Source organism: Alcanivorax sp., assembly GCF_040118815.1.
Taxonomy (GTDB): domain Bacteria; phylum Pseudomonadota; class Gammaproteobacteria; order Pseudomonadales; family Alcanivoracaceae; genus Alcanivorax.
In genome coordinates this window covers 1-23220 of the sequence record NZ_JBEDTC010000021.1, presented here as the reverse complement: position 1 = coordinate 23220, position 23220 = coordinate 1, and the positions used below count along the sequence as shown (strand labels likewise).

Below are 23220 nucleotides of genomic sequence, written 5' to 3'. Positions count from 1 at the left end.
TTCATCCACAGCAGGCATTACTTCAGATGGTGGCCTCACCCCTAATCGGCAATAGGGCACTGCATCTCGTCATAGGCGACGGCGGTGTAATACGCATTAATGCGGGAAATATCGGAGCGACAAGGCAAGAAGTCAGCACAGTCATAGATACACCAATCAAAGCTTTCGATAATTTTGGTTGATCAACCAACCATATTAAGAACTAGAACAACATATCTCAGGAGCTCATAATGTCTTCAACAAAAACAAAACAATTGCCTTTTCTTTTTTTCGCTTGCGGAGCCGCACTACTCCCCGGTTTAAGCATTGCGGGAGCTGGCGACGGAGCAACTAATTATGGGCTAGGCCCTATGAATGCCGGCACCGCCTTGGCGTTCAGCCCTTTTGCATCCAACAGCTGGTCGGTTTATTACAACCCAGCAGCCATGGCCGGCTCACCGGAAGGCGAGCTGAGCGTCATCGTGCAATATGGTGACCAGGAATTACGTGCTAAATCCCTGGGGGGAGCCGCGCCTTTAGCACGCGAGAATGATGTGCTCTCCGATACCAGTTCCGAACTATTATTAATCGGTTTCAAAAGTCGCATAGCCGGCATCTCAAGTATCGACAAGCCCATATATTTCGGGCTTAACGTTGGCGTTGACGAATACTCATCCAACCTGCTGCCATACCAAGCGAACACTAACCAGGAAGGGCAGTTTCTACGCTATGAATCGCAGCCACTTTATCTCGCGTTTGGTGGTGCCATTAGTAATATCCTGAGAGGCGTCGACGTCGGCGCATCTGCGCGCCTGACCCTGGAAGCCAAAGCAAACCTGGAAACAGTCTCCGACCTTGGCGGCAACACTGATTCAGAAAAGCTTTCTCTCGAAGCATCTCCGTCACTATCGCCGGCCCTGGGAATCAACATCCGCTCTGGCGAAATGTTTTGCGGTACCAGTCAGTGCATGCCTTTCGGCATGGACAAGTTGGAATTCGCACTATTTTGGCGCGGTGAAAGTAGTTACGAAGTTTCAGTCGATGCCAATGTGGTTGTGCCAGGGGTTATACCCGAACCAGGTCTGAGTCTGGCACTGAGTACAATCGACACTTATCAGCCCGAGGTTCTCGGTGCAGCCTTTTTGCTTCCAGTAGGACAATTCGAACTGACGGCAGGCATCGAGCAGCACAAATGGTCTGCGCTCGGACGCGAGTTTGCGAGTGACACTGTTCGAGACCAGGCCAATCTCGCGTTTGACGACATCACTATTCCCCGTATTGGCATCAGTTATCAGTGGTCGGAATCCATGAAGCTCTTTGCTGGCGCAGCCTTGGAGGAGTCACCCTTAAAGTCCACCCGCTCCCAAGACGTCAATTATTTGGACACAGATAAAAAAGTTTTCGGGCTAGGCGCAAGCTATCGGATAGCCAGTGCCCCGGTAATTAATATGCCGCTGGAGGTTGCCTTCGCTTACCAGTATCAAATGCTGGATGAGGCTGATTTCGAATTAACCTCCATTAACTCTCCCACCGATCCGTCACCTTACGAGACTGTACGGGCCGATGGTGAAATAAACGTATTTTCTTCCTCCCTATCGCTGAAATTTTAACAGCATGCATGCGATTAATACCTGGAGAAGAGCAATGAATAAAAAATCACACATCATTAGCACACTGTTTATTAGCGTGGCCATAGTCATAGCAAGTCAGTTGACAGGTTGCGGTGGCGACAAGGGCAATGTGACCAATCAATGGAGCACACCGGATACACTGATTTTTTCCTACCCATATCCCGGCCAGACAGAAGTGCCACCTACCGCGCCTGTGGTCCTGCGCTTCTCTAGCGTGCTAGATCAAGCGGTAATTGATGACATTGATGCCCGACTACAACTGATCAGCGATATAGATGGCAGCAGTGTCATGGTTGACTATCAAGTAATAGACAACGGCAGAGGATTGGCTCTGCACCCTCAATCCCGCCTGCTCCCGGCTGAAAGGTACCATCTAGTTGTCAACGGTGATGGTTTGGGATCCATTGATAACGACTCCGTAGCCCAGGTTCAGTTTCGTACTGCAGGCAATCAAGCGGGCGCATCGAAAAGCATGGGAACCGGTCCCTTTATGCTGCTTTCAGCCACCCCTTTGGACCAGCCTTCATTGCTTGAATCGATTGATGATGCCAGTCATCCCAATGACATGAGCACCTTCAGGATGTCGTTCAATCAAACGATTGATCCAACAAGCACAGAATATGATGAAGATGGATCTATTCAACTTCGTGATAATCTAGGCAAGCTGGTGCCCGCATCCCTATTCCTGCAGGGCCGCCACCTAACCCTTGACCCTCATCAAGACCTGAAACCCGTTGAGCACACACTAACCATCACGGGTTTGCTCGCTCAAACAACCGGCGCTGAGCTACCGGAATACAATCGTACTTTTATTCCTGATTCGACACTTCCCCGCGCGACATCCGTTCTCAAAGTTGGCAGTCTTGGAGCTGAGCAACCTGAACTAGTGTCAACTTTAACCGGCAACCCGATCAATCAGGTTCCAGTACAATCCTTTGTGCTGGGAGATGAATCATTTACCGGGTTGAACGGGGACCTGGCTGCAGATCTGGCTTTTGCTCCCAACTTTCCTAATGCCGTTCCACTGCGAGTACCCGCTGGTTCCGTACTCCGAGGCACCCCCGTGGACGTTAATATACTGGGCGAAATACCGTCCGGGCTGGAAACCGGTGAAGTCACCATCACGATACTCAGCGACGCTAACGGGTATCTGATCCCGAATCCATTCAGTGATTCCCCATCGGTTCCCCGCTATGCCCTGCTTAATATGGACGCAGCAATGACTGCAGCAGGTCAAGAGTCCAATGCGGCTCTCAGCCAGAACCTGCTTAATGTTCAGGTAGCGGGTTTAGCCGTTGTAAAGGATGGTGTACTGGTACTGGATGCGGTCAGTGTGGTTGAACCTGAAGTACTGGGCTTGGAGAAGGCATCCGGTCTGCTCTCATTCCGCATGGAGGCCTATCAGAACCAGCGCCAAGCGCCTACCCCAAGCCAAGACACTCGGCCCTTGCAGCTCCAGTCTTGGGCACCGGGGGAAATATTCCAACCCAATGCAAGGCCTGGTGACCCCGTTATCCTGAACTTCAACAAACCATTGGACCCGGCTTCAGTTTTTCTTGACGGCGCTTTGCAGATTTCAGTTGATGGCATAGAACAAAACTTTCCCATGAGGCACGATGGCGCCACAATTATCATCGGTGGAGACATCCTTCAACACGATAAAGACATTCAGATCACTCTTACCAGCCTGCTTCGAGATACTCAGGGCGCCCCACTTAACGATGACAAGACCCTAGACATTCGTTTGCCGGACTTAGTTCTTCCCAATGGCAACGCCAACGAATTACGAGCACCACTTGTCTCCGCTGTTTTCCCTGGTTACCCATGCGCACTAACCGGGGCTGTTCTTACCGGCGAACGCGAAAACTGGCGGAACGGTCGATGCGTGGGCGGCAAAAATACCGACCCGCTTTATCCAGTACCAAACCTCTTTAAGGATTTTAGTATCCGGGTTATCTTCAGCCGTACTATCGACGGAGACACAGTCAACGACCAGACTTTTGTTGTTGAGCACTTTGATAGCGAAAACACCGTATGGGAGCCCATCAATGGTCGTCTCAAGGTGCTTGCCCAGCGAATCGAGTTTTTTCCGGACAACCCCTGGCAGATTGGCGAGCTTTATCGCTACACCCTGCACTCCGAGCAAAACTCTCCTGCTTGTGGCATCGATGCAATATGCTCAGCTGATGGCGCACCGTTACAAACACGCCAGATCTCTCAGTCCAGCTCCTCTGCTCCGGGGCTTCGAGAGGGAGGTCCTGAGCTAACAAATCACTTCGTGATCACTGGGGAAGAGGATCAGATCACTCGCGTATCTTTACGCTCTCTCCCAGTAGCAGATGTTAACGCTAACCTCACCATCGATGACAAAGAGCAAGGCGCGCTACCCGATGGTAACGGCGGAGCCATTGCCGATGCCAACTATCTGCAGCTTAGGCTCAAAAGTAAATCAGGTGTAATAACCAATGCCAACATTGGCTGTGGTATAGGCGACGATTGCCCGGAAAAGAAATTTGCCTTTATCGGGTCAGGCGCCTTGCAAGCCGGGGTAAGCCAGTATGAGCCGGATGTCACCATCAACCGACGCCTCATCGACAGCGACCCAATGACCTCAAATGAAGTCACCGGCGCCGTCATTGCCAAAGTCTTCCCTACCGTTCTCCCAACGACCAGTGTCTTTCTGGAAGCTCGAGCACTCGGGTTAATCACAATTCCGCTAGACACTGGCCCTTTGGTCCTTCGGTTGGGATACGAAAACAATCACCCCATTACGGGCTATATCACCGAAACCCCGGATGGTCCCTGGTTCAGTACTACGTTTGATCTCATGGTGGATGCACCAGAGTTAGAGCCACGGCTAATTATTGAGCTTGGACATGACATCCGCAGCAAGGTAATAACCGGAGTCACCTTGGAAGGCCCTCTTCGCTTTGTTGACGATGGCCGTCTAATTCTGAAAGTCCGCAACCCGGAGCCTCTCATCATACCGGCCAAGATTGACCTCCTTGGCATCGGCTTGGCGGGTATCGAGCTGGAAGTCCCCCCCCTTGGCGTAGACCTGACCTTCACCTTTTTGCCGGTAAAAGATTTTTAAGCCGTTCCCCTAGTGCCTATGCACTTTCATGCCCCCTTTATGGGGGCTTTTTTCTGTCCTCTCCGTATACAACACCGCTGAATGATCATCTATATCTTCAAATAGGACTTTTCTTTGTGTAGATGAAACGCTATTATTTGGTTGTTTAGCCAAATAAATAAATGTCTATAATGATGCATCCTCACGACAGCCCCGCAAGCCTTAACTGGCGCGGTTCAAAGCACTCACCGGAATCTGGCAGGGACATACAGTTCCTGGGAAACGGCGGATTGGTTCTAAGTGCAACCCAGTTCGGAGATCCGAAGTCACCGCAGGTGCTCCTGCTTCATGGCGGCGGACAGACCCGTCATGCTTGGGCGCACACGGCAACAGCTCTGGCCAGATCCGGGTACTGCGCTACCAGCATTGATGCCCGCGGTCATGGTCAAAGCCAGTGGTCCCCTGAAGGTGATTACAGCGGTACCGCGCTGGTATCAGACCTCCGCGTCATCATTCAGTCACTTCCCTCATCGCCTTATATCGTGGGCGCGTCAATGGGCGGACTTACGGCCATGCTTACCCTTGGGGAGGAGCCCCCCTTGCCCTGTCGAGGTCTGGTACTGGTGGATGTGGCCCCACGGCTGGAGACCAAAGGTGTTCGCCGGGTGATTGAGTTCATGCGCCGCCACCCTGACGGTTTCGACTCTCTGGATCAGGTCCAGGATGCCGTGGCTGCCTATAATCCAACACGAAAAGCACCATCAAACTCACAGGGCTTGCGAAAAAACCTCCGCCAGGACGCTAATGGCCGTCTCCATTGGCACTGGGATCCTGCATTTCTTGATCATGCGGTAATCCCTGAAGCAGATGAAGGCATGTTCGGCCGAGCGCGACTCAATCGTGCAGCGAATAGACTCAAACTACCGATATTACTCATCCGCGGCCATCACAGTGATGTACTCAGCGAAGCAGGAGCCCAGGAATTATTAGCCCTGGTGCCACATGCCAAGTACCGAGTGATCGGTCAAGCAGGCCATATGGTAGCGGGTGACCGCAACAATATTTTTACCGGAGCAGTGCTGGACTTTCTTCAGCACCTTGACCCGCAATGTATTCACATACGCTCCACCGATCGGAGACTTACACCATGAAACATAAACATCTCGACGTGCTGATCATTGGCGCGGGCCTTTCCGGCGTCGGTGCGGGTTGTCATCTGAGCCGCAAGTGCCCAGATCTACGCTATGGTATCCTTGAGCGACGCAAGCGCGTTGGTGGGACCTGGGATTTATTTCGCTATCCCGGCATCCGTTCAGACTCAGATATGTTCACACTCGGCTATAACTTTCGGCCCTGGACAGACACCAAGATGCTTGCCGATGGCCCCTCTATTCGCAATTACATCGAAGAAACCGCTGAGCATCATCAGGTCCACAGACATATTCATTTTGGCCTCAAAGTCACCGACGAGGACTGGAGCAGCGAATTCAATCGCTGGACGGTTACCGCGCTGAACGAGGAAACCGGTGAAGAGGAGATTTTCACCGCAGGGTTTGTCCTCAACTGTACCGGTTATTATAACTATGACGCCGGCTACACTCCGAAAATCCCTGGAATCAATCGTTTTGGCGGCGAGGTTATTCACCCGCAACACTGGCCAGATGAATACGACTATACGGGTAAGCGAGTTGTCGTGATCGGCAGCGGCGCCACCGCCGTAACACTGGTGCCCGCGATGACCGACAACGCCGCCCATGTCACCATGTTACAGCGCTCCCCTACTTATGTTGCTTCCGTCCCTGAGCAAGATCTCATCTCGAAAAATCTGCGCCGAGTACTGCCAGAAATGCTTGTTTACCGCATGGCGCGCACACGCAATATCCTGCTGCAAAGAACCGTATTTAACCTGTCGATTCGCAAGCCCAAAGCAATCCGCAGATTACTGCTGGCCGCTGCCCGCAAACAACTGGGCCCGGATATCGACATGAAACATTTCCAACCTCACTACAACCCCTGGGAGGAACGAATGTGCGCAGTTCCGAAGGGGGATCTTTTCAAGGTGCTTCGTGAAGGCAAGGCTTCCGTGGTGACGGATCATATAAAAAATGTCACCAAAACCGGTATAAAACTGGAATCTGGGGATTGGATACCAGCCGATATCATCGTCACTGCCACTGGCCTAGATTTGCAAATGTTTGGTGGCGCTAATCTTCGTGTTGACGGCAAGAGCGTCAACATATCTGACGCAATAATGTACAAGGGACTAATGCTGGAAAACGTACCCAACATGGCATTGATCTTTGGCTACACCAATGCGTCCTGGACACTCAAGGCAGACATTGCCTCGGAGTTTGTTTGTCGCCTACTGAAGCACATGAAAAAGACTGGTGCTGAAAAGGTTACCCCTATTGACAATGAAGACTGTGTCTCTGATGTCAATTTTCTCAACCTTCGATCCGGTTACATTCAGCGCGCGGACGACCGTTTGCCACGCCAAGGTCATAAAGACCCCTGGCAGAATCTCAACGATTACCTTCACGACCTTCCGGCGCTCCGCTATGGAAAGCTAGATGATGGCTATCTGAAATTCTCAGGAGCAAGCCTCCACAAAACAAAACGCGGTCTCGTCCAACAACTTCTTGGCAGCACACTCAGTGAGGTACAACGATGAAATCTTTTTCAGGAAAAGTCGCCGCTATTACTGGCGCTGGATCCGGTATCGGACAAGCTACAGCAATTGCCTTGGCTCAAGAAGGATGCCATCTGGCAATTTCGGATATCAGCAAGGAAAGCCTAGACAAAACCGTAGAGCTATTGGCGGGCTACCCTGTCGTGATCAGCACTCATGAGGTAGACGTAAGTGACAGGAAGGCTGTCTACCAGTACGCAGAGGATACTGTTGCAACGCATGGGAAAGTTAACCTCATCATGAATAACGCCGGTGTCGGCCTTGGTGAGACCGTTGATAACATGAGCTATGAAAACTTCGAATGGCTGATGAACATCAATTTCTGGGGTGTCGTATACGGTACAAAGGCATTTCTTCCCCATCTCCAGCAAGCAGGTGAAGGCCATATCGTCAACATCTCCAGTGTTTTCGGAATTATCGGCGTCCCAACCCAGTCAGCCTACAATGCCGCGAAATTTGCTGTTCGCGGATTTACAGAATCATTACGTGAAGAGCTCGATATCGCGGGCGGCCTTGTCAGCGCGACTTGCGTTCATCCAGGTGGAGTAAAGACCAACATCGCGCGTAATAGTCGCATGGGGGACATGGGCAGCATGAGCATGGGCGACAAAGAAGAGATTGCCAACATGTTCGAAAAAATTGCCATGACCACACCCGAAACTGCCGCTAGAACCATCCTTAAAGGCGTGCGGAAAAACCGGCGAAGAGTCTTGGTAGGCGGTGACGCAATCATGTTGGACACCACCCAGAGACTTATGCCGACAGGCTACCAACGCTTGCTTGAAGTTATGTTTAAAAAGCAAAAAAGCGGCAAAAACGAAAAAACGAATCAGGGCATGGCCTGACACTATTCACTTTAACTATCACATAATTGACTGGAGGCGATATGCGCTCGTCTAATACGGTAAAAAGCATTAAGAAACTGAGCGGCGCACTGGTGGGTATTCCGCCGCGTCATATCAATTTTCAATTCCCGGATTCCATGCCAAAGTACTTTTATGCTGGAAATGCCACAGCAACTACCTTCTTTGCCATGTTATCCGGGTTTTTCCCCCCTGGTGAACGTTATTTCATGGAATCCGTTAGACATTTCCGGGGGCAGGTCCAGGACGAATCTCTACGGGCGGCTATTTCCGGCTTCATGGGTCAGGAGGCCATTCACGGACGTGAGCATGACAGGCTGAACCAGATTCTTGCCGAATACGGCTATGACATGCAGTCACCAGATCGGTTTGTCAAAATTGGCCTGGCGATACTGGAGAAGTTACCACCGAGCACACGGCTGGCAGCCACCACGTTCATGGAACACTTTACTGCACTTCTTGCCGAGCAGCTTCTTGAAGACGAGAATTTTGTACGCCAGGCAGACCCAGAGATGATCAAGATATGGCAATGGCACGCACTTGAAGAGCTGGAACACAAATCCGTTGCCTACGACGTGTATGAGCTTATTGGCAACAGCCGTACAGAGCGCGTGGCTGCAGCCCTTGCCTCCATGGTCGTCTTGCTGCCGATGCTGGGCATCACCTGGAGCTGGATGCTTGTCAAAGACGGCCAGCTTGGCAAAATCAGCGATAATGTCAAAGGTCTGAATATATTGTTTGGTCGTAACGGGTTTGTATCGCAAATCATTTCGCGCCTTCCTGAGTTCATTCAGCCGAATTTCCACCCCGATCAACATGACACCAAAAGGCTGGAAAAACTGTGGCGCGAGAATTTGTTTGCTGAAGGTGGCCAGCTTCATGAACTGTATAGCAATCCGGCGGCATGATAACGCTCAAGGGGGTTTTAGGTTAAAACTAAGGTTTAACTAGCCAGATAGATCTGAGCCCCCTTCCATTTCCTGAAAAGTTGACGACGCCGTCACTACCGTTTGCTAATAGACACACAAAAAAATGCCGGAATTGTTTCCACGCAACTCCGGCATCACACCTTTTATAATATTTTTCTCTACCAGATATTGAATTGCGCATCCTCTAGAATGAATTGTGCCGCTCGCTCGCCAATCATCATACATGGCGCATTCGTATTACCACTGATCAACAATGGCATGATCGAGGCATCCGCGACACGTAAACCCAGCACGCCGTTAACCCGCAGACGAATATCCACCACCGCCTTTTCATCACTACCCATTCGGCAAGTGCCGACGGGGTGATAGATTGTTTCAGCGCGCTGTCGAATATCAGCATCAATCTGGTCATCACTCTCCACACTGGAAGCCGGTTCATCATCACCGCCAAAGGCAGAGCTGAAAGACTGACTGTGAAATACCTTTCTGGCTAGTTTCACCCCTTCACGGAGCACAAGAATATCGTCAGGGTGAGAAAGGTAGTTAGGATCAATCACTGGCGCGGCCAGAGGATCGCTGCTAGCCAGCCTGATCCGGCCGCGGCTCTTCGGCCGAAGTTGACAAACGTGAATGGTACAACCGAATCCTGGCGTTAACTTACGGCCATGATCTCGCAAAAAAGCCGGCAAAAAATGTAGTTGCGCATCAGGGCGATTTGTATCGTTGAGCAGATCAACAAAAGCACCAGCTTCCGCCGCGTTGCTGGCAAGAAAACCACGCCTATAACGAAAGTACTGGTAGCAGGCGCTAACTAGGCGAGGTATAAAAAACGGTGACATTCCAATGGACTGCCGGCTTCGGTCCTTTATCATAACTGTCATATCAAGGTGATCCTGAAGATTCCCCCCTACTTCTGGAGAATGGAGCAAGCAATCAACCCCAATTCTCGACAAATGCTCTTTATCTCCAACACCTGATAACATAAGCAACTGAGGGCTATTGATCGCGCCACCACATAGAATAATCTCTTTGTTGGCGCCAACGATTGAGAACCCATCCTCACCATGATGAGTTTCAACCCCAACCGCTCTGCCATCATCAATTAGCACCTTGGTCACTTGCACATCGGTCATGATTTGAAGGTTATCGCGGCCACGAGCAGGATCAAGGAAGGCTCGTGCGGCACTCCATCGGCGCCCATCTTTTTGTGTTACCTGAAATCGACCAAAGCCTTTCTGTTCTGGCCCGTTAAAATCATCGTTTCTGGTATAACCCAGCTCTTCACCGGACTTAATAAACAGCAGGGTTAACGGATTAACATCCCTGACTCGGGTGACATTCAGTGGTCCACCCACACCATGCCAATTGTCAGCGGAGTATTGTTCATTATTTTCATGTGCATTGAATATTGGCTGCACATCCTTCCAAGCCCATCCCGTTGCGCCTTGGGCAGCCCATTCATCATAGTCTTGTTGTTGGCCACGAATGTAGACCATGGCATTGATTGAGCTGCTACCACCCAATGTTTTACCCCGCGGCCAGTAGAGGCGTCTTTTATTAAGATAATTTTGTGGTGCAGTGTCGTAACCCCAGTTCCGTTTACCTTGCTTAATCAGACCAATGAGTCCGAACGGAACATTAATAAAACCGCTATTATCATGTGGCCCGGCCTCGATAAGACAAACGGAATACTTGCCGCACTCACTCAACCGATTAGCAAGAACACAGCCGGAAGAGCCCGCTCCCACGACGATGAAATCAAACGACTTCATTTTGACTCACCCCCGACTGAATAAACCGTGACAGGTGGTGCTCTCGGTCGCCATGACTCAATGACGCATGTGTCACCAGACGGAAGTAATGGCCAATGTTCAGCTCTTCCGTAACCCCAACGCCACCATGAATCTGGATACCTTGCTGAGTGATACCGACGGCCTGGTTTGCGTAGTAAGCCTTTGCCGCCGCTATCGCGCGCCTGCGCTCACAAACGTTTGCGCTCTCTCCTTTTACTGACACCATCAAGAGCATGGATTCCAGCTGTTGGAGATCAATAAACGCATCAACAAGGTAGTGCTGGATTACCTGAAAACTGCCAATCGTTGTACCAAACTGTTTACGCGTTCGAGCGTATTCCAGAGTGGCCTGATAAACCTCTCGGCAGGCACCGTACATACGTGCGCAGTCCAATGCGCACAGATAATCGAACCAGGCAGAAACCGCCTGCTTTGCTGCATCACTACGACACAAGACCATTTCGTCTGTGATGAGCACATCATCAAACGTCAAACTGGCAGCACGGCTTCCATCGAGCAGTCGATATCTTTCAACGCCACAGGCGTCGAAAGGTAGCGCGACAATGATCAACTCATCACCAGACATAGCAGAGACGAGCACGGTGTCTGCAACGCCACCATCAGACACAACGTGCTTCTGCCCGGATAGTCGTTCTCCGTTTAGCCTCAAGGAAGGATTCAGTACATGATAACCTGCATGCCTGTCATAAAGACCGCACGCTACACGTGTCTCACCTGCAATAATACGATCAAGTAACGCTAAGGATGCAGGGGTGTTGGCGTACTCCAGTAACTTGCCGGGAGAAACAATTAAATCGACAAAAGGGTCAAGACAAAGCGCGGCTCCCAACTCCTGTACAATGGCGCACACGTCAAGCAATGCCCCACCATACCCTCCAACGGATTCAGCAAAAGGAAGGCCAAACCAACCCAAATCATTCATGGCCTGCCAGCGATTCGCTTCAAGGTGATTACTCTCATTCAACTGTGCAATGTAGGTATCAAATGAATAGTTGTCTTTAAGATAGCGGCGCGCCGTGTCCGCAATCATGTTGGTATTTTCGGGTAACTTGAAATCCATTTTTCACCTCACAATCCCAGCAACATCTTCGCCAACACGTTTTTCTGGATCTCATTAGATCCACCATAGATGGTGCACGCGCGCAGGAAGTTATAGCGACGACTGGCCTGATTAAAAATTTTCTCCCCAATGGGCTCCTCGTTATCCCATGGAAGAGACATCAAACCTCCGATTTCTACCATCGCCTGGGAAACCCTTTGCTGTAGTTCCGTGCCTTTGATTTTCAGCCCTGACGATTCCGGGCCGAACGGTTTGCCTTCATCCGTGGCAGCAACGGTGCGAAAATTGGTGTATTCCAGCGCCATAAGATCGACTTCCAAGCCAGCCAAACGACGTGTCGCCAGCTGCTTATCTGTTTCCGTTGGTAGCGCATCGATTGCGCTTTTAAGACGATGGATCTCGTAGTGAAGATCCGCCACACCGGCAATGGTGGTGCGTTCGTGGGTAAGTAGAAACTTGGCGATGGTCCATCCCATCCCTTCTTGGCCTACCAAATTTTCCACTGGCACTTTCACGTCGGTGAAATAGACTTCGTTGAGGTGATGATGCCCATCAATTGAATAAATCGGCCGCACTTCAATCCCGGGGGTTTTCATGTCGATCAGCAGGAATGAAATGCCTTGCTGCTGTTTCACGGTGCTATCCGTTCGCACCAAGCAAAACATCATGTCTGCCCAATGGGCCTGTGTCGTCCAGATTTTCTGACCATTAACCAAATAATGGTCGCCATTAAGCGTGGCTCGCGTTTTTAACGAGGCCAGATCTGAGCCCGCATTGGGCTCAGAATAGCCTTGGCACCAGAATGTTTCGCCACGCTGAATGCCGGGCAACCATCGTTCCTTCTGCGCTTCAGAACCAAAGGTATATAGCACCGGCCCAACCATGGCCACACCAAAAGGGCTTGTTGGCGGAGCACCCGCCGAGGCGCGTTCCTGATCGAAAATATACCGCTGGGTTGCACTCCACCCTGGGCCACCAAATTGTTCTGGCCAAGTAGAAGTGAGCCAACCTTGACTGCCCAGCAAACGCTCCCATCGTTGCTGCATATTCTTGTCTGGCATCGCTCCTCGGGCAGTACAGCGCCGGATATCATCAGGCACATTTTCCTTCATCCACTGCCGGATAGTCTTGCGAAATTCTTTTTCGTCATTACTGAAATCCAGATTCATGGAAGCCTCCAAACCAATAAATTTCGTAATACAAGGTTATTTTTTACTCAATTAACCTGTTTACTGTTCTTTTCCCAAAAGGGGGCTCGCAGTTCGTTTTTCAGCACCTTTCCTGCCCCACTCACCGGCAACGACTCGACCCTAAAATCAACGCTACGAGGCACTTTGTAACCTGCAATTCTTTCACGGCAATGTTCGATAATCTCTGCCTCACTGGCGTGCTCTCCTTCACGCAGAACCACGATTGCATGCACAGCTTCACCCCAGCGATCATCCGGAATACCAAGTACCGCGCACTCCTGTACCGCAGGATGGCTATAAATGGCACCTTCGACTTCAACAGAGAAAACATTCTCTCCACCGCTGATTACCATGTCCTTGGCACGATCAACGATGAAGACAAAGCCATCCTCGTCCATGTAGCCAAGGTCACCGGTATGTAGCCAACCATTGCGCAAGGTGTCAGCGGTTGTTGATTCCATTCCCCAGTAGCCCAGCATGACGTTCGGTCCTCGCGCACATATTTCGCCAACCGCACCTTGAGATACCGCCTGATCATTTTCATCAAGCACCTGCACCTCCACACCCAATGCCGCACGGCCTGCGCTGCGTAATTTTTCTCCGCCAGGAATGTGATGTTCCGGTCCGAGCGAGGTAATAATCGGGGAGGCTTCGGTCTGACCATAGCCCTGAGCAAATGACACTGTCGGCATTTGTTCCATAGCGCTAATCAACACCGCCTCTGGCATTGGTGATGCGCCATACAGCATGCGTTTTATGCTGCTGACATCGTAATTGACGATGCGACCAGATGAGGCCAAAAGATTGACCATGGTCGGCACCAGCAGGGTGTTCGTGACTTTCTCCTGCTCAATGAAAGCCAGCACTTCATCAACATCAAAGCGAGGAACAATGCCATGAGTCCCCGCAGCCAGCGTCACGGCGAACGTGCTTGCCATATCAGCCAAGTGGAACATGGGCCCGGCATGCATATATATGGTGTCACTGTCATAGCCCATTTCGGCAACCACGTTCAGCGCGTTGAACACCAGGTTGTCATGACTCAGCATCACGCCTTTTGATCGCCCCGTGGTGCCACCGGTATAAAACAGCCCCGCCAAGTCGCCGCCGCCGGCATTGGCATCACTGATTCGATCGGAGTTGGCGACAAGGGGTTCGTAATCAATACACCCTTGTGGACACTCACCCTCGCCCATGAAGACAACATGCTTGATAGACTCAAGCTGTGACTGCAGGGATGGCAGCAACGCTGCAAACGTGTCATCAACGAAAAGCACCGTGGAACCTGAGTCATTCAAGGTATAGGCGACTTCCGGTGGCGCGAGCCGAATATTGACTGGATTCACTGCCGCACCGGCCCACGGCACTGCATAGAAATACTCCAGATATCGATCGCTGTTTAACGCCAGTATGGCAACCCTGTCCCCCGCATTGACGCCCAGACCCAGCAACCCGTTAGCAAGGCATGCGATACGATCTTCAAACTCTCGCCAGGTTTGCCGCCGGCTAGCAAAAACAGTCGCCGTTCCTTGGCCGTTTAATTGAACGGCACGGCGCAAAGTCTGTGAAATATACATAACAGAGCTCCTCTATTGAGGCAGAAGGTGGATGTTTATAGGTTGGATTAGCTAGAGGCGAAGGCTCTCTTATAAATGAAGCGGCCTCGGGATACCTGGTCGCCATCAAGAAATACATCCACAACAACTACAATGAAGCGCTTCCCTTCACGAATAATGTTCGGTTTGGCCACCAACGTACCCGCAAAGGCAGGGCGCAAATAATCCAAAGTCATACTTGAGCATACGGGCTTACTTTGTTCATCCTGATTCTTTGTTAAGTGAATGCCGGCAACGAGCTCCGCGAAGCTTGCGATAATACCGCCATGGAAAGTCTTGATCAGTGGATTACCAATGTGCTGCTCACGAAACGGCATTTTATAGGTTTTTTCACCGTTATCACCCGAAGCCGCAATACCAAGGAATTTTTCGTATGGTGATGCATCGCCGGCCACAGCAGAGGGAGCTGTCATCCTTTCTTTTTCGGAGCTTATGAGTCCTGCATCATCGGCTGTTTTTTTCTCCGAGGGATTATTATCATGACCAGCATTCATTGACTGATCAAAAGAAGGGCCTGCAGTTCCTATCGCAAAACTCCCTGATACCGACGCCAACAGATTTCCTCCATCACGTCCAAACGCCTCTCCACGGACATAGGCAATACTCTGTTCAACTGCAAAACAGGTGACATTACAAGTCACCCCTTCGCCAGGCTTAGGTTTAGCGATAAAATCAACGCGCAAATCAATTGTCGCAATCGGCCGCATGTTGCCGAGACGCACAAAAATCGCCAAACCACATGCCGTATCAAGTAAGGTAGCGATGGCTCCTCGATGAAGCATACCCTGCTGATCACAAACCTCTTCCACACAAGGCATGCTCATTACCGCGCCATCTTTGGTCATTTCATCCATTGCGATACCAAAAACCCTGAATAACGGATGCCCTGAACCAAAAAACGCCTTTGCAGCAAGCAGTTCTCTCGGAAGTGATTTTTCAGCTGTCATATTTAGCAACTTTTTCATCAGAGTTTTGAAGCGGCATCCGCATATCGGGTCTCTTCAACACGCACAGATTCAATGGCGGCCGTTATTGCCTCTTCAGGGAATATTTCACTTTCGGACCCCTTTCGCAGGCAATCGGCCAGAGCAGACCATGCCTCAGCACTAGTGCGCATCAGCTCGACCAAGCCTGCCCCATGTATTTCAGGAACAATTTCACTCGCTTCATCGAGAAACTCTGAATACATCGCTCTAAATCCGCCACCTCCAGTCCCTCGTTTTTCAATCACTTGATAGGCAAAACGGAGTAACCATTGCCATTTATCAACCGCTTTCCAGCGAGGAAGATCATTTATCCAGGTCGTCAAAGCCTCTATACCCTGGTTCCGGCTCCCCTTCTGGAGATTTTCAGCATTCTGGACAATTGCACTGCGCACTTTTTCGGCAGAAACCTGCACCGAAACCCTTTCGGGTGCGAACAATGAACCATGATGGATAAAGGGTGGCGACAGAGAAAATCTGGCTTTAGCCAGCTTGTCACGGGGCACCTCTAGAAGTCCTGGTCGCTCGGTGTCACTGACGAGCAGAGTCTCGCCCTTCTCAGCTCGCTGCCAGGCTACGATGGCGTGACCGGGAAAATGTGTACTGCTTTGAAAATAAGGAAGGTGAAAAATATCAGTTAAGAGAAGCGCAGGCCGCCCCGCATCAAGATAGGTATCCAACGCATCCGCTGCAACATCCCGATCCTGCCAGCTCTCCCAGCGAAACGGCACACCCAGTGTAGAGAACACTGTTTCCTCAAAGCCCATTGAGCGAACATGGACAATAAACGGGGTGTCCTTGCCTGGTATTTCTACATAGGTAATACCAAGCCCGGCACCCAGCCCGAAGCAGAAAGCTTCCGTCAAATTAAGCCCATGAAACTCCAGCAGGTCTCTGATAGCCGAACTGCCACAGTGACGCCCAGGCCGATGTGTATGAGGAACATCAAAGGTACTGGGGTTATCCTTCTTGTCCCCCTGCATCAGGCTGCCTCACTCACTGGAGCCGGACAATAAATAGTTTCCGATGCCCGCATCGGATCTCCATGAGCCTCATACTCCGCCAACCACGCGGCAACTTTCTCAGGCATACCGGTATCCCAAGGGTGAAACCCAGGGCGGAACCAAGCGAGAAAATCAGGCAGCATGCCTGTGAGAATACCTTTTCGCCCATAAAGCTTATTCAGGCCCCGCAGAATCACACTAGGCTGGCGCGTCACACCATCAAGCTTGAGCATATTCCAAAATACTGGAGCCACGACAAGGTGAACCATCAGAGTCGCGACCACCAACGCGGAGGCGCGTGTCAGGTAGCCCCCACCTGCAGCTCCCTGGTAAAGATCATAGGCCACGGCCTTGTGTTCTACTTCTTCAACCCCGTGCCAAAGAAACAACGCTCTCATGACGGGATCGGCCTCGCCAAACATGTCGCTCTTCTCGCTAACCATGGCTTCGCCCAGGGTTGCCGTAAAGTGCTCAAACGCCGCAGTCATGGCGAGCTGATACTTCTTCGGCAGGTACTTTTGTGTGGTGCGAATAAACGTCCTTAAATTCGTAGTGACCTTATCTACATCCACGCCCTGGCTGGCCATCACATCGTTGAAACGATCATGGACAATGCCGTGCTGACCTTCCTGGCGAATAAAGTGACGAATGTCCTCGATCAGCTGATCATCTGTCACCTGATCCTTGAAGTTACGCACTGACTGGATAAAGAAGCGCTCTCCCTCCGGGAAATGTACTGAGAGGGCGTCAAAAAAGCGGGTCAGCACGGGATCACCGCCATTCCAGTGCCGCGGCACTGATGAGACATCAAAAGCAACTTTACGTGGCTGGATTGGCAAAGAAGTCATAATTCCTCCAATGAAACAGGTTGTCTTTAGGTTGACATCCTTCGATGTTATTTGGTCAACTAACCAAATGTCAACCAGAACAAACCTACAAAGCGGCAAAACCACTTAAGTTTCATGCTTATAACTTTCGAAGTAGTGATTCGACCATGAAAGATGCGCTAAATATCAGCGCTATGGGCCGATCAAAAGCCAAGAAGTGAGAATCACCACATTTTACGAAATATTCAGAATTCCCTTAAACATTCGGTTCGACCCTGTCGTTTGTAACCGATAAATTTATAGAGCAAGGAAGTACCGATGAATATTGCCAGTTTGAGCATGGCACAGCGATCTGCGGGAGAATGGCTTTCCTCCTTGCCAACCATAATCCTGCTATTGCTCACTATTTTTCTAGCCTCTGGCGAAGTGATTCATTCCCAGTTACTCAAGATTGGTGAGAGCACATGGGAAGGTTACTTCAAGCTGCGAACAGCGGGACTTGTCGGCGCCCCCACCTGTAATTCAGATCCTAACATTGAACAGGAGATCCAGAAGGCCATCACCGAGAAGAAAGCACGAATGGCGGCCGATCCATTAGCCGGAATTTTGGGATCAGAGGTGAACGAAGGAGCGATACGTCAATCGCTGGAGTCATCCCGCTCCATTTGTCGCAATAAATGGAGCGACTACAGGATGGTTCAAGAGAACGCCACTCCTGGAGTGATTGCCTTCCGCAACCTGGAAACAGGGGTGGCCCATCTGGTCACCACCCTTGGGGGTTACAAGCGCCTTTTACTCTGCCTACTTATCATAATCTGTGCAGCAACAGCTACATTCTCCCGGCACCACATCGCACTTCGGCCTGCTCAAACGCGCAAGGATCATTTGGTCTCAACTGTTGGTCAGCTAAGTGCAAACCTGATGCTATTGGCGTCAGCATGGGTTTATCGCAGTGCAGAATTATCCGCAGTGGCAGATGGAGTCAACGTTGATCACTTCTATCTTCATCAGTTCTGGATTGCAGGATTTAGTATTCTCAGCCTGGCAGCGTTCTACCAGTTGCTCCGTCCGCCGAAAGATCTAAGCGATGGCGGCTCTTGGGGGAAATCGCTGCTGACCATTCCGCTGTACAGCATCATGTGTATTTCCGCAGGTATCCAGTTCGCCCAACAAGGTTACTATCACGGAATAAGTGTATACCTAGGTATGCTCATGGAGCTTTCCACACTGTTTTTGAGCCTCGCGCTGTATATCTGGATAGGCATGATGTTACGTCAAACCAAACTCGCCCACCTGGTATTTGATGTACTGCGACCCTGGAAAATGTCTCCAGAGCTCATGTGTTTTGTCGTGCTAGCAATTACCGCAATCCCGACAGCGTTCACCGGCGCTTCAGGTATTTTTGTAATCGCAGCTGGCGCCACCGTTTACCATGAGCTGATTCGCGCCGGAGCCCGCAAGCAGTTAGCTCTGGCAGCCACTGCTATGTCTGGCTCTCTCGGCGTCGTTCTTCGACCTTGTCTTCTGGTAGTGATTATTGCCGCATTGAATAACGCAGTGACGACAGATGAGATGTTTTCCTCAGGCTTGAAGGTTTTCTCTTTGTCTTTGCTCTTGTTCTTCGTTTACAGCCAGTTTGTACGCACATCACCCGCCCGTATTGCACCCTTATCTGAAGCAGTACCCGCCAGTCTTAAACGCCTGGTCCCACTGCTTCCCTATATAATCATCATGGGCACGGTGGTAGTATTTTTCCGAGATATTCTGGGTGCGGAGTTAAACGAAATCTACGCCCCCATCATTTTGCCTGTAATGATGCTGTCGATTCTGTGTTACGAGAAACTTAGCGTAAAATCTCTACACGTCTTCTCGTTGACGCTAGTCCCCCTCATTCTCTACTCCTCTTACAATATGGCTGGTATGCAGGAGGCCCTGAATAGCGGCAACATTCCTACTGGCACTTCAAAAAATGAACTTAACAGCCTGTTCTGGGAGCTTTTCTGGCGCAATATGTTACTTAGTGTCAGCCTGATTCTGCAGCATCTAGTAAAAAAAACCTCGGCAAAACCTCACCACCAGCCTGAACCAGGCACAGGAGAGAAGCTAGAGTCTTCACTGCGTTTTGCCACCAATGAAACCACCGGACATATCGGTGCCTTGTTGATTTTGATGGGCATGTCGGTAAGCCTTGGTGGCATCGTAGAACGTTCTGGGATGATGGAAAACTTACCTGAAACTTTTGCCAATATCTGGGTTGCAATGACTATATTGGTGATCACTATGGTAATCATTGGCATGACCATGGATCCGATGGGCGCGGTGTTACTGGTGAACGCCACGATAGCTCCTGTGGCGTTCGCCAATGGAATTGAGCCCCTGCACTTCTGGATGATCACTCTAGCGGCCTTCGAACTGGGCTACTTGTCACCACCGGTGGCACTTAACCACTTATTAACAAGACAAGTGGTCGGCGACGAGGAAGTGGAATCCGCCAAAGTTCACGGAGGCAGCTTTTACCGTCGCCACGAGAAGTATCTTCTGCCTATTGCCGTGATGCTGACCGCCCTATTGATGGTATCCTACCTGCCACTGATGTCAGATACGCTCCACGGCTATATGTTCCAGAAAATATCGCACGGTGGTTAATCGCGAGTCAATTTTAAAAGTTGGCTTTCAAGCACTGATTCCATCGCTCAGAGAAAATTAAAATGTAAACTGATTGCATTCACTATAATACGAAAAATTTTGGTCAGGAATAATCAAACTTTATCTGAACTCCTGACCACCCCCCCCCATCAACAGATGATGACCAGGGCAAACTCGACCGGCAACGTGCCGGGTTTGAGGCTCCAGCCACACCGCCGTGATGCGCCCCTACTCCTATTTTATATATCACACCCTGTCGTGACTGGATGCCTACGAAATCTGCCGCTTTTGCATTAGAAAAGACGATGGAGAGGGCGATGCCATTACCTATTTCTGAGGTGGCAGGCTCAATGACGCACATTCACTGATCGGCGCGGGCAAATGTGGTGTCGCTCTGTACCATGCATCACCCAGAGAGCAACGCCAGCATGACTGAAAACGATTCGCCGCCGCGCCGACTGATAGAACTCATGCTGGATAGTCGCGTGAAGCCCCCACCGGCCCCACTGATTTAGTACTGACGTGCGTTTTGGGGGATGTCCTCAATTGAGAAAGGAAAAAATCTCGCTCCCTAGAGCAATTTTCATATCATTGGTCTGGGACGTGGCAAAACATTTTTCACAAATCATAATCAACACTCCCTAGCACTCAGTCCACGATATCAAGCATCTTGCCCTTTAATCCATTCCTCTAGCCCCAACAAATCTTTCATCACTGCCGCCAATAAATTTGCCTGGACCACCACAAATGAACCATCTTCAATCATTTCAGGTGACGTATACCCAGAATACCTCTCAAATGACCCTCCTAGGTCCACCATTTTCTTCTTCACCCTACCCTGCCTGCCATGATCCACATCATGCTGCAGATTTGTGCGAAGCTTGTTGACATCTATAAAACTGCCAGGAACACAGCCGTCAAGCTTGCTACCTGGCCCCTCATGAAAAAGAAAATACATTTCTTCAATCAGATTCTTATAACTTCCATAGCCGCTAATAGGTCTGGAAAGAGACTGCAGGGCTCGGACAGTTTTGTTTGTTGGTTTAAAAAGATCCCCTCCACTTTTTGAAGAGTACATATCATTAACTTTCGATATTTGATCGCTAACTTTTTGTCCCAAAAATTTAACTTCTTGAGCAACACCCACCTCTTCCAATTCTTCAGAGTTAAAACATTTAGAAAATCTCGGATAACCAGAAAGAAGCTTTCGCATCAACACGCTATGACGAATTTTTGGACCTGCTTTAGTGTTGGCACTTATCGTCTTTTGAAAATCAATATAATCTTTATCGGTTGCCCTTTGCCCCATCTCAACCTGAAGTGACAAGTTTCCAATAAACTCACTAACAAATACTTTAAAATCACCATCCAAACCATGGTAGTTGTTCGACTTAACAATTGAGCACCCAAGAGTAATCAAGGACTGAACAAAAGAGCGGTTTCTTAGTATTGAGCTACAACCATCCAGAGAAGAGGAAAGAAAATAAATTGATCTTTTCAACCTCTTTGCGACTTCAGAATCAGAGGAAAAATTCGACTGACTTTCAAATACAGCTTGCATATCATCTATTCGAAGGCCAACCCCTATTCCATCAATTTCTATGCAGGCAGCCTTGGCCGAAATATCAAAATGACCATGCCTCTTGTCTGAAACACCTATTGTTTCTTTGAAAAAACTTTCTTTTGATATAGATGAACAGAAGTCACGTAAATTGCTATGCACTGAGTTCAATTTCTCAGCACTTGTTAAAGGCAAACCATCCTGAAGACGCTGAAAAAACTCTTTAACCTCTTCATCTGTAGAGTCTTCAATTAAGTCATATTCAATTTCAAAATCATCAAAACTATCAGAATCACCATCCTTTAATTCTCGGTAAAATTCAGCGCCAAATTTCTCAGCGGTAGCAGGAGACAACGGAAGTTCGTTATCGAAAAACTCAAATATCGCTGATAGGCGCTGCTGGCCGTCCACTACCTCGTATTCCTCAGGGCAATTATTCGTTTTTAAAAGGTAAAACTTTGGCAGCTTCCAACCTTTAAGGATGCTATCGATCAAACTTTGTTTCTTCGATTTACCCCATACTTCCTGCCTTTGCCAATCAGGGATCTCGTAGCGATCTCTGCGTTTATATATTTTGTCGATAGCGCGCTTGTCACTTTTCATTTTCATTAAATTGCCCTTCTTTTGGGATATCTAAAATCACCTCACCAATGATAACCAACACTCCCTATACGTCTTCATTAGTAATCCAGCCCTCTGCCTAGTAAACAGGTAACGTTCCAAAAGGTAGCCATGATCCCAAATCATTTCAAACACATATCACCTCCATGAAGCCAGGGAGGAATGGCCCCCTGGCCCATTTCATGGAGATCTCATGATCATTCACTGTCTGTCCTGCCGCTCCATCCGCGTTGTCGCCCTCCAAAATGGCCTCAAGGTAGGAGGATCTGTTGGTATGGTTGCCGGTGCCGCCAGCGGCGTCGCCATGGCTACTAGTGGTGCTCGCGTCGGTGCGACAGTCGGCATGGCGTTTGGTCCTGCCGGATCAGCTATCGGCGGTATCGCTGGCGCTGTGCTTGGTGCCCTCGCAGGTGGTGTGGCTGGCGGTGAAGCCGGTGCTGCACTGGGCTCCAAGCTCGACAATACCTATCTCGACAACTTGGAATGCCTGGATTGCGGTCACAGCTTCCGCCTCGATGACGAGTAACCCCTCTTTTTCCCCTCGATCTCGAAGCTCGCCATGTGCGGGCTTCTTTATGCCGCTTTGGAGGCCTGAATGGATATTCCTACTTTCGTAAAGAACGAGCAGGGCCTGTACCACGTGCAGGGCTGTGTTAAACCCGAGGAGATTGTCAGTACCGCTGCCACCATCCTGCTGGATGAGCTGACCGGTCGGGAGGCGCTCACTGCGCCCA

At 50.1% G+C, this 23220-nt stretch carries 16 protein-coding genes; 8 read left to right on the top strand and 8 right to left on the bottom strand.

Going from position 1 to position 23220, the window contains the following annotated elements:
* The first annotated feature begins 230 nt into the window (after positions 1-230).
* From ABNH18_RS15440 to ABNH18_RS15415, 6 genes are all read left to right on the top strand, one after another.
* Complete coding sequence (locus ABNH18_RS15440; RefSeq protein ID WP_299126958.1) at positions 231-1589, top strand: OmpP1/FadL family transporter; 1359 nt, start codon at positions 231-233, stop codon at positions 1587-1589.
* A gap of 34 nt (positions 1590-1623) precedes the next feature.
* On the top strand, positions 1624-4704 hold the full coding sequence (locus ABNH18_RS15435) for an Ig-like domain-containing domain (RefSeq protein ID WP_052042939.1): 3081 nt from the start codon (positions 1624-1626) through the stop codon (positions 4702-4704).
* Positions 4705-4865: 161 nt separating this feature from the next.
* The gene (locus tag ABNH18_RS15430; RefSeq protein WP_349383693.1) at positions 4866-5834 is read left to right on the top strand and encodes an alpha/beta fold hydrolase; all 969 of its coding nucleotides are present in this window, start codon (positions 4866-4868) and stop codon (positions 5832-5834) included.
* Complete coding sequence (locus ABNH18_RS15425) at positions 5831-7354, top strand: flavin-containing monooxygenase (protein ID WP_349383692.1); 1524 nt, start codon at positions 5831-5833, stop codon at positions 7352-7354. The genes ABNH18_RS15430 and ABNH18_RS15425 overlap by 4 nt, the downstream gene beginning before the upstream one ends.
* The gene (locus ABNH18_RS15420; RefSeq protein ID WP_299126510.1) at positions 7351-8217 is read left to right on the top strand and encodes an SDR family NAD(P)-dependent oxidoreductase; all 867 of its coding nucleotides are present in this window, start codon (positions 7351-7353) and stop codon (positions 8215-8217) included. Before ABNH18_RS15425 ends, ABNH18_RS15420 begins: the two co-directional genes overlap by 4 nt.
* Before the next feature lie 41 nt (positions 8218-8258).
* A complete protein-coding gene (locus ABNH18_RS15415) occupies positions 8259-9143 on the top strand; it encodes a metal-dependent hydrolase (RefSeq protein ID WP_323775316.1) in 885 nt (294 codons plus the stop codon).
* Positions 9144-9322: 179 nt separating this feature from the next.
* Here the strand turns inward: ABNH18_RS15415 and ABNH18_RS15410 are convergent, their stop codons facing one another.
* Genes ABNH18_RS15410 through ABNH18_RS15380 form a run of 7 tightly spaced genes read right to left on the bottom strand, consistent with a single transcriptional unit; the run spans position 9323 to position 17679 of the window.
* On the bottom strand, positions 9323-10936 hold the full coding sequence (locus ABNH18_RS15410) for a GMC family oxidoreductase (protein ID WP_323775317.1): 1614 nt from the start codon (positions 10934-10936) through the stop codon (positions 9323-9325).
* Positions 10923-12038, bottom strand: coding sequence for an acyl-CoA dehydrogenase family protein (locus ABNH18_RS15405; RefSeq protein ID WP_299126729.1), 1116 nt, complete (start codon positions 12036-12038; stop codon positions 10923-10925). Before ABNH18_RS15405 ends, ABNH18_RS15410 begins: the two co-directional genes overlap by 14 nt.
* A gap of 8 nt (positions 12039-12046) precedes the next feature.
* Positions 12047-13207 carry an acyl-CoA dehydrogenase family protein gene (locus ABNH18_RS15400; RefSeq protein ID WP_323775318.1) on the bottom strand — a complete coding sequence of 387 codons (1161 nt, stop codon included), beginning with the start codon at positions 13205-13207 and terminating at the stop codon, positions 12047-12049.
* A gap of 47 nt (positions 13208-13254) precedes the next feature.
* On the bottom strand, positions 13255-14805 hold the full coding sequence (locus ABNH18_RS15395; protein ID WP_349383691.1) for a long-chain-fatty-acid--CoA ligase: 1551 nt from the start codon (positions 14803-14805) through the stop codon (positions 13255-13257).
* A 47-nt stretch (positions 14806-14852) separates the two neighbouring features.
* On the bottom strand, positions 14853-15809 hold the full coding sequence (locus ABNH18_RS15390; protein ID WP_349383690.1) for a PaaI family thioesterase: 957 nt from the start codon (positions 15807-15809) through the stop codon (positions 14853-14855).
* Positions 15809-16810, bottom strand: coding sequence for a BtrH N-terminal domain-containing protein (locus tag ABNH18_RS15385; RefSeq protein ID WP_299127230.1), 1002 nt, complete (start codon positions 16808-16810; stop codon positions 15809-15811). Before ABNH18_RS15385 ends, ABNH18_RS15390 begins: the two co-directional genes overlap by 1 nt.
* Positions 16810-17679, bottom strand: coding sequence for a metal-dependent hydrolase (locus tag ABNH18_RS15380; protein WP_323775322.1), 870 nt, complete (start codon positions 17677-17679; stop codon positions 16810-16812). The genes ABNH18_RS15385 and ABNH18_RS15380 overlap by 1 nt, the downstream gene beginning before the upstream one ends.
* A gap of 297 nt (positions 17680-17976) precedes the next feature.
* On the opposite strand from ABNH18_RS15380, the gene ABNH18_RS15375 reads away from it, so the two are divergent.
* Complete coding sequence (locus ABNH18_RS15375; RefSeq protein WP_349383689.1) at positions 17977-20304, top strand: TRAP transporter large permease subunit; 2328 nt, start codon at positions 17977-17979, stop codon at positions 20302-20304.
* Positions 20305-20965: 661 nt separating this feature from the next.
* Here the strand turns inward: ABNH18_RS15375 and ABNH18_RS15370 are convergent.
* Complete coding sequence (locus ABNH18_RS15370) at positions 20966-22474, bottom strand: GmrSD restriction endonuclease domain-containing protein (protein ID WP_349383688.1); 1509 nt, start codon at positions 22472-22474, stop codon at positions 20966-20968.
* Positions 22475-22679: 205 nt separating this feature from the next.
* Here ABNH18_RS15370 and ABNH18_RS15365 point away from each other — a divergent pair, with 205 nt between their 5' ends.
* The gene (locus ABNH18_RS15365) at positions 22680-23012 is read left to right on the top strand and encodes a hypothetical protein (RefSeq protein ID WP_349383687.1); all 333 of its coding nucleotides are present in this window, start codon (positions 22680-22682) and stop codon (positions 23010-23012) included.
* Positions 23013-23220 lie beyond the last annotated feature (208 nt).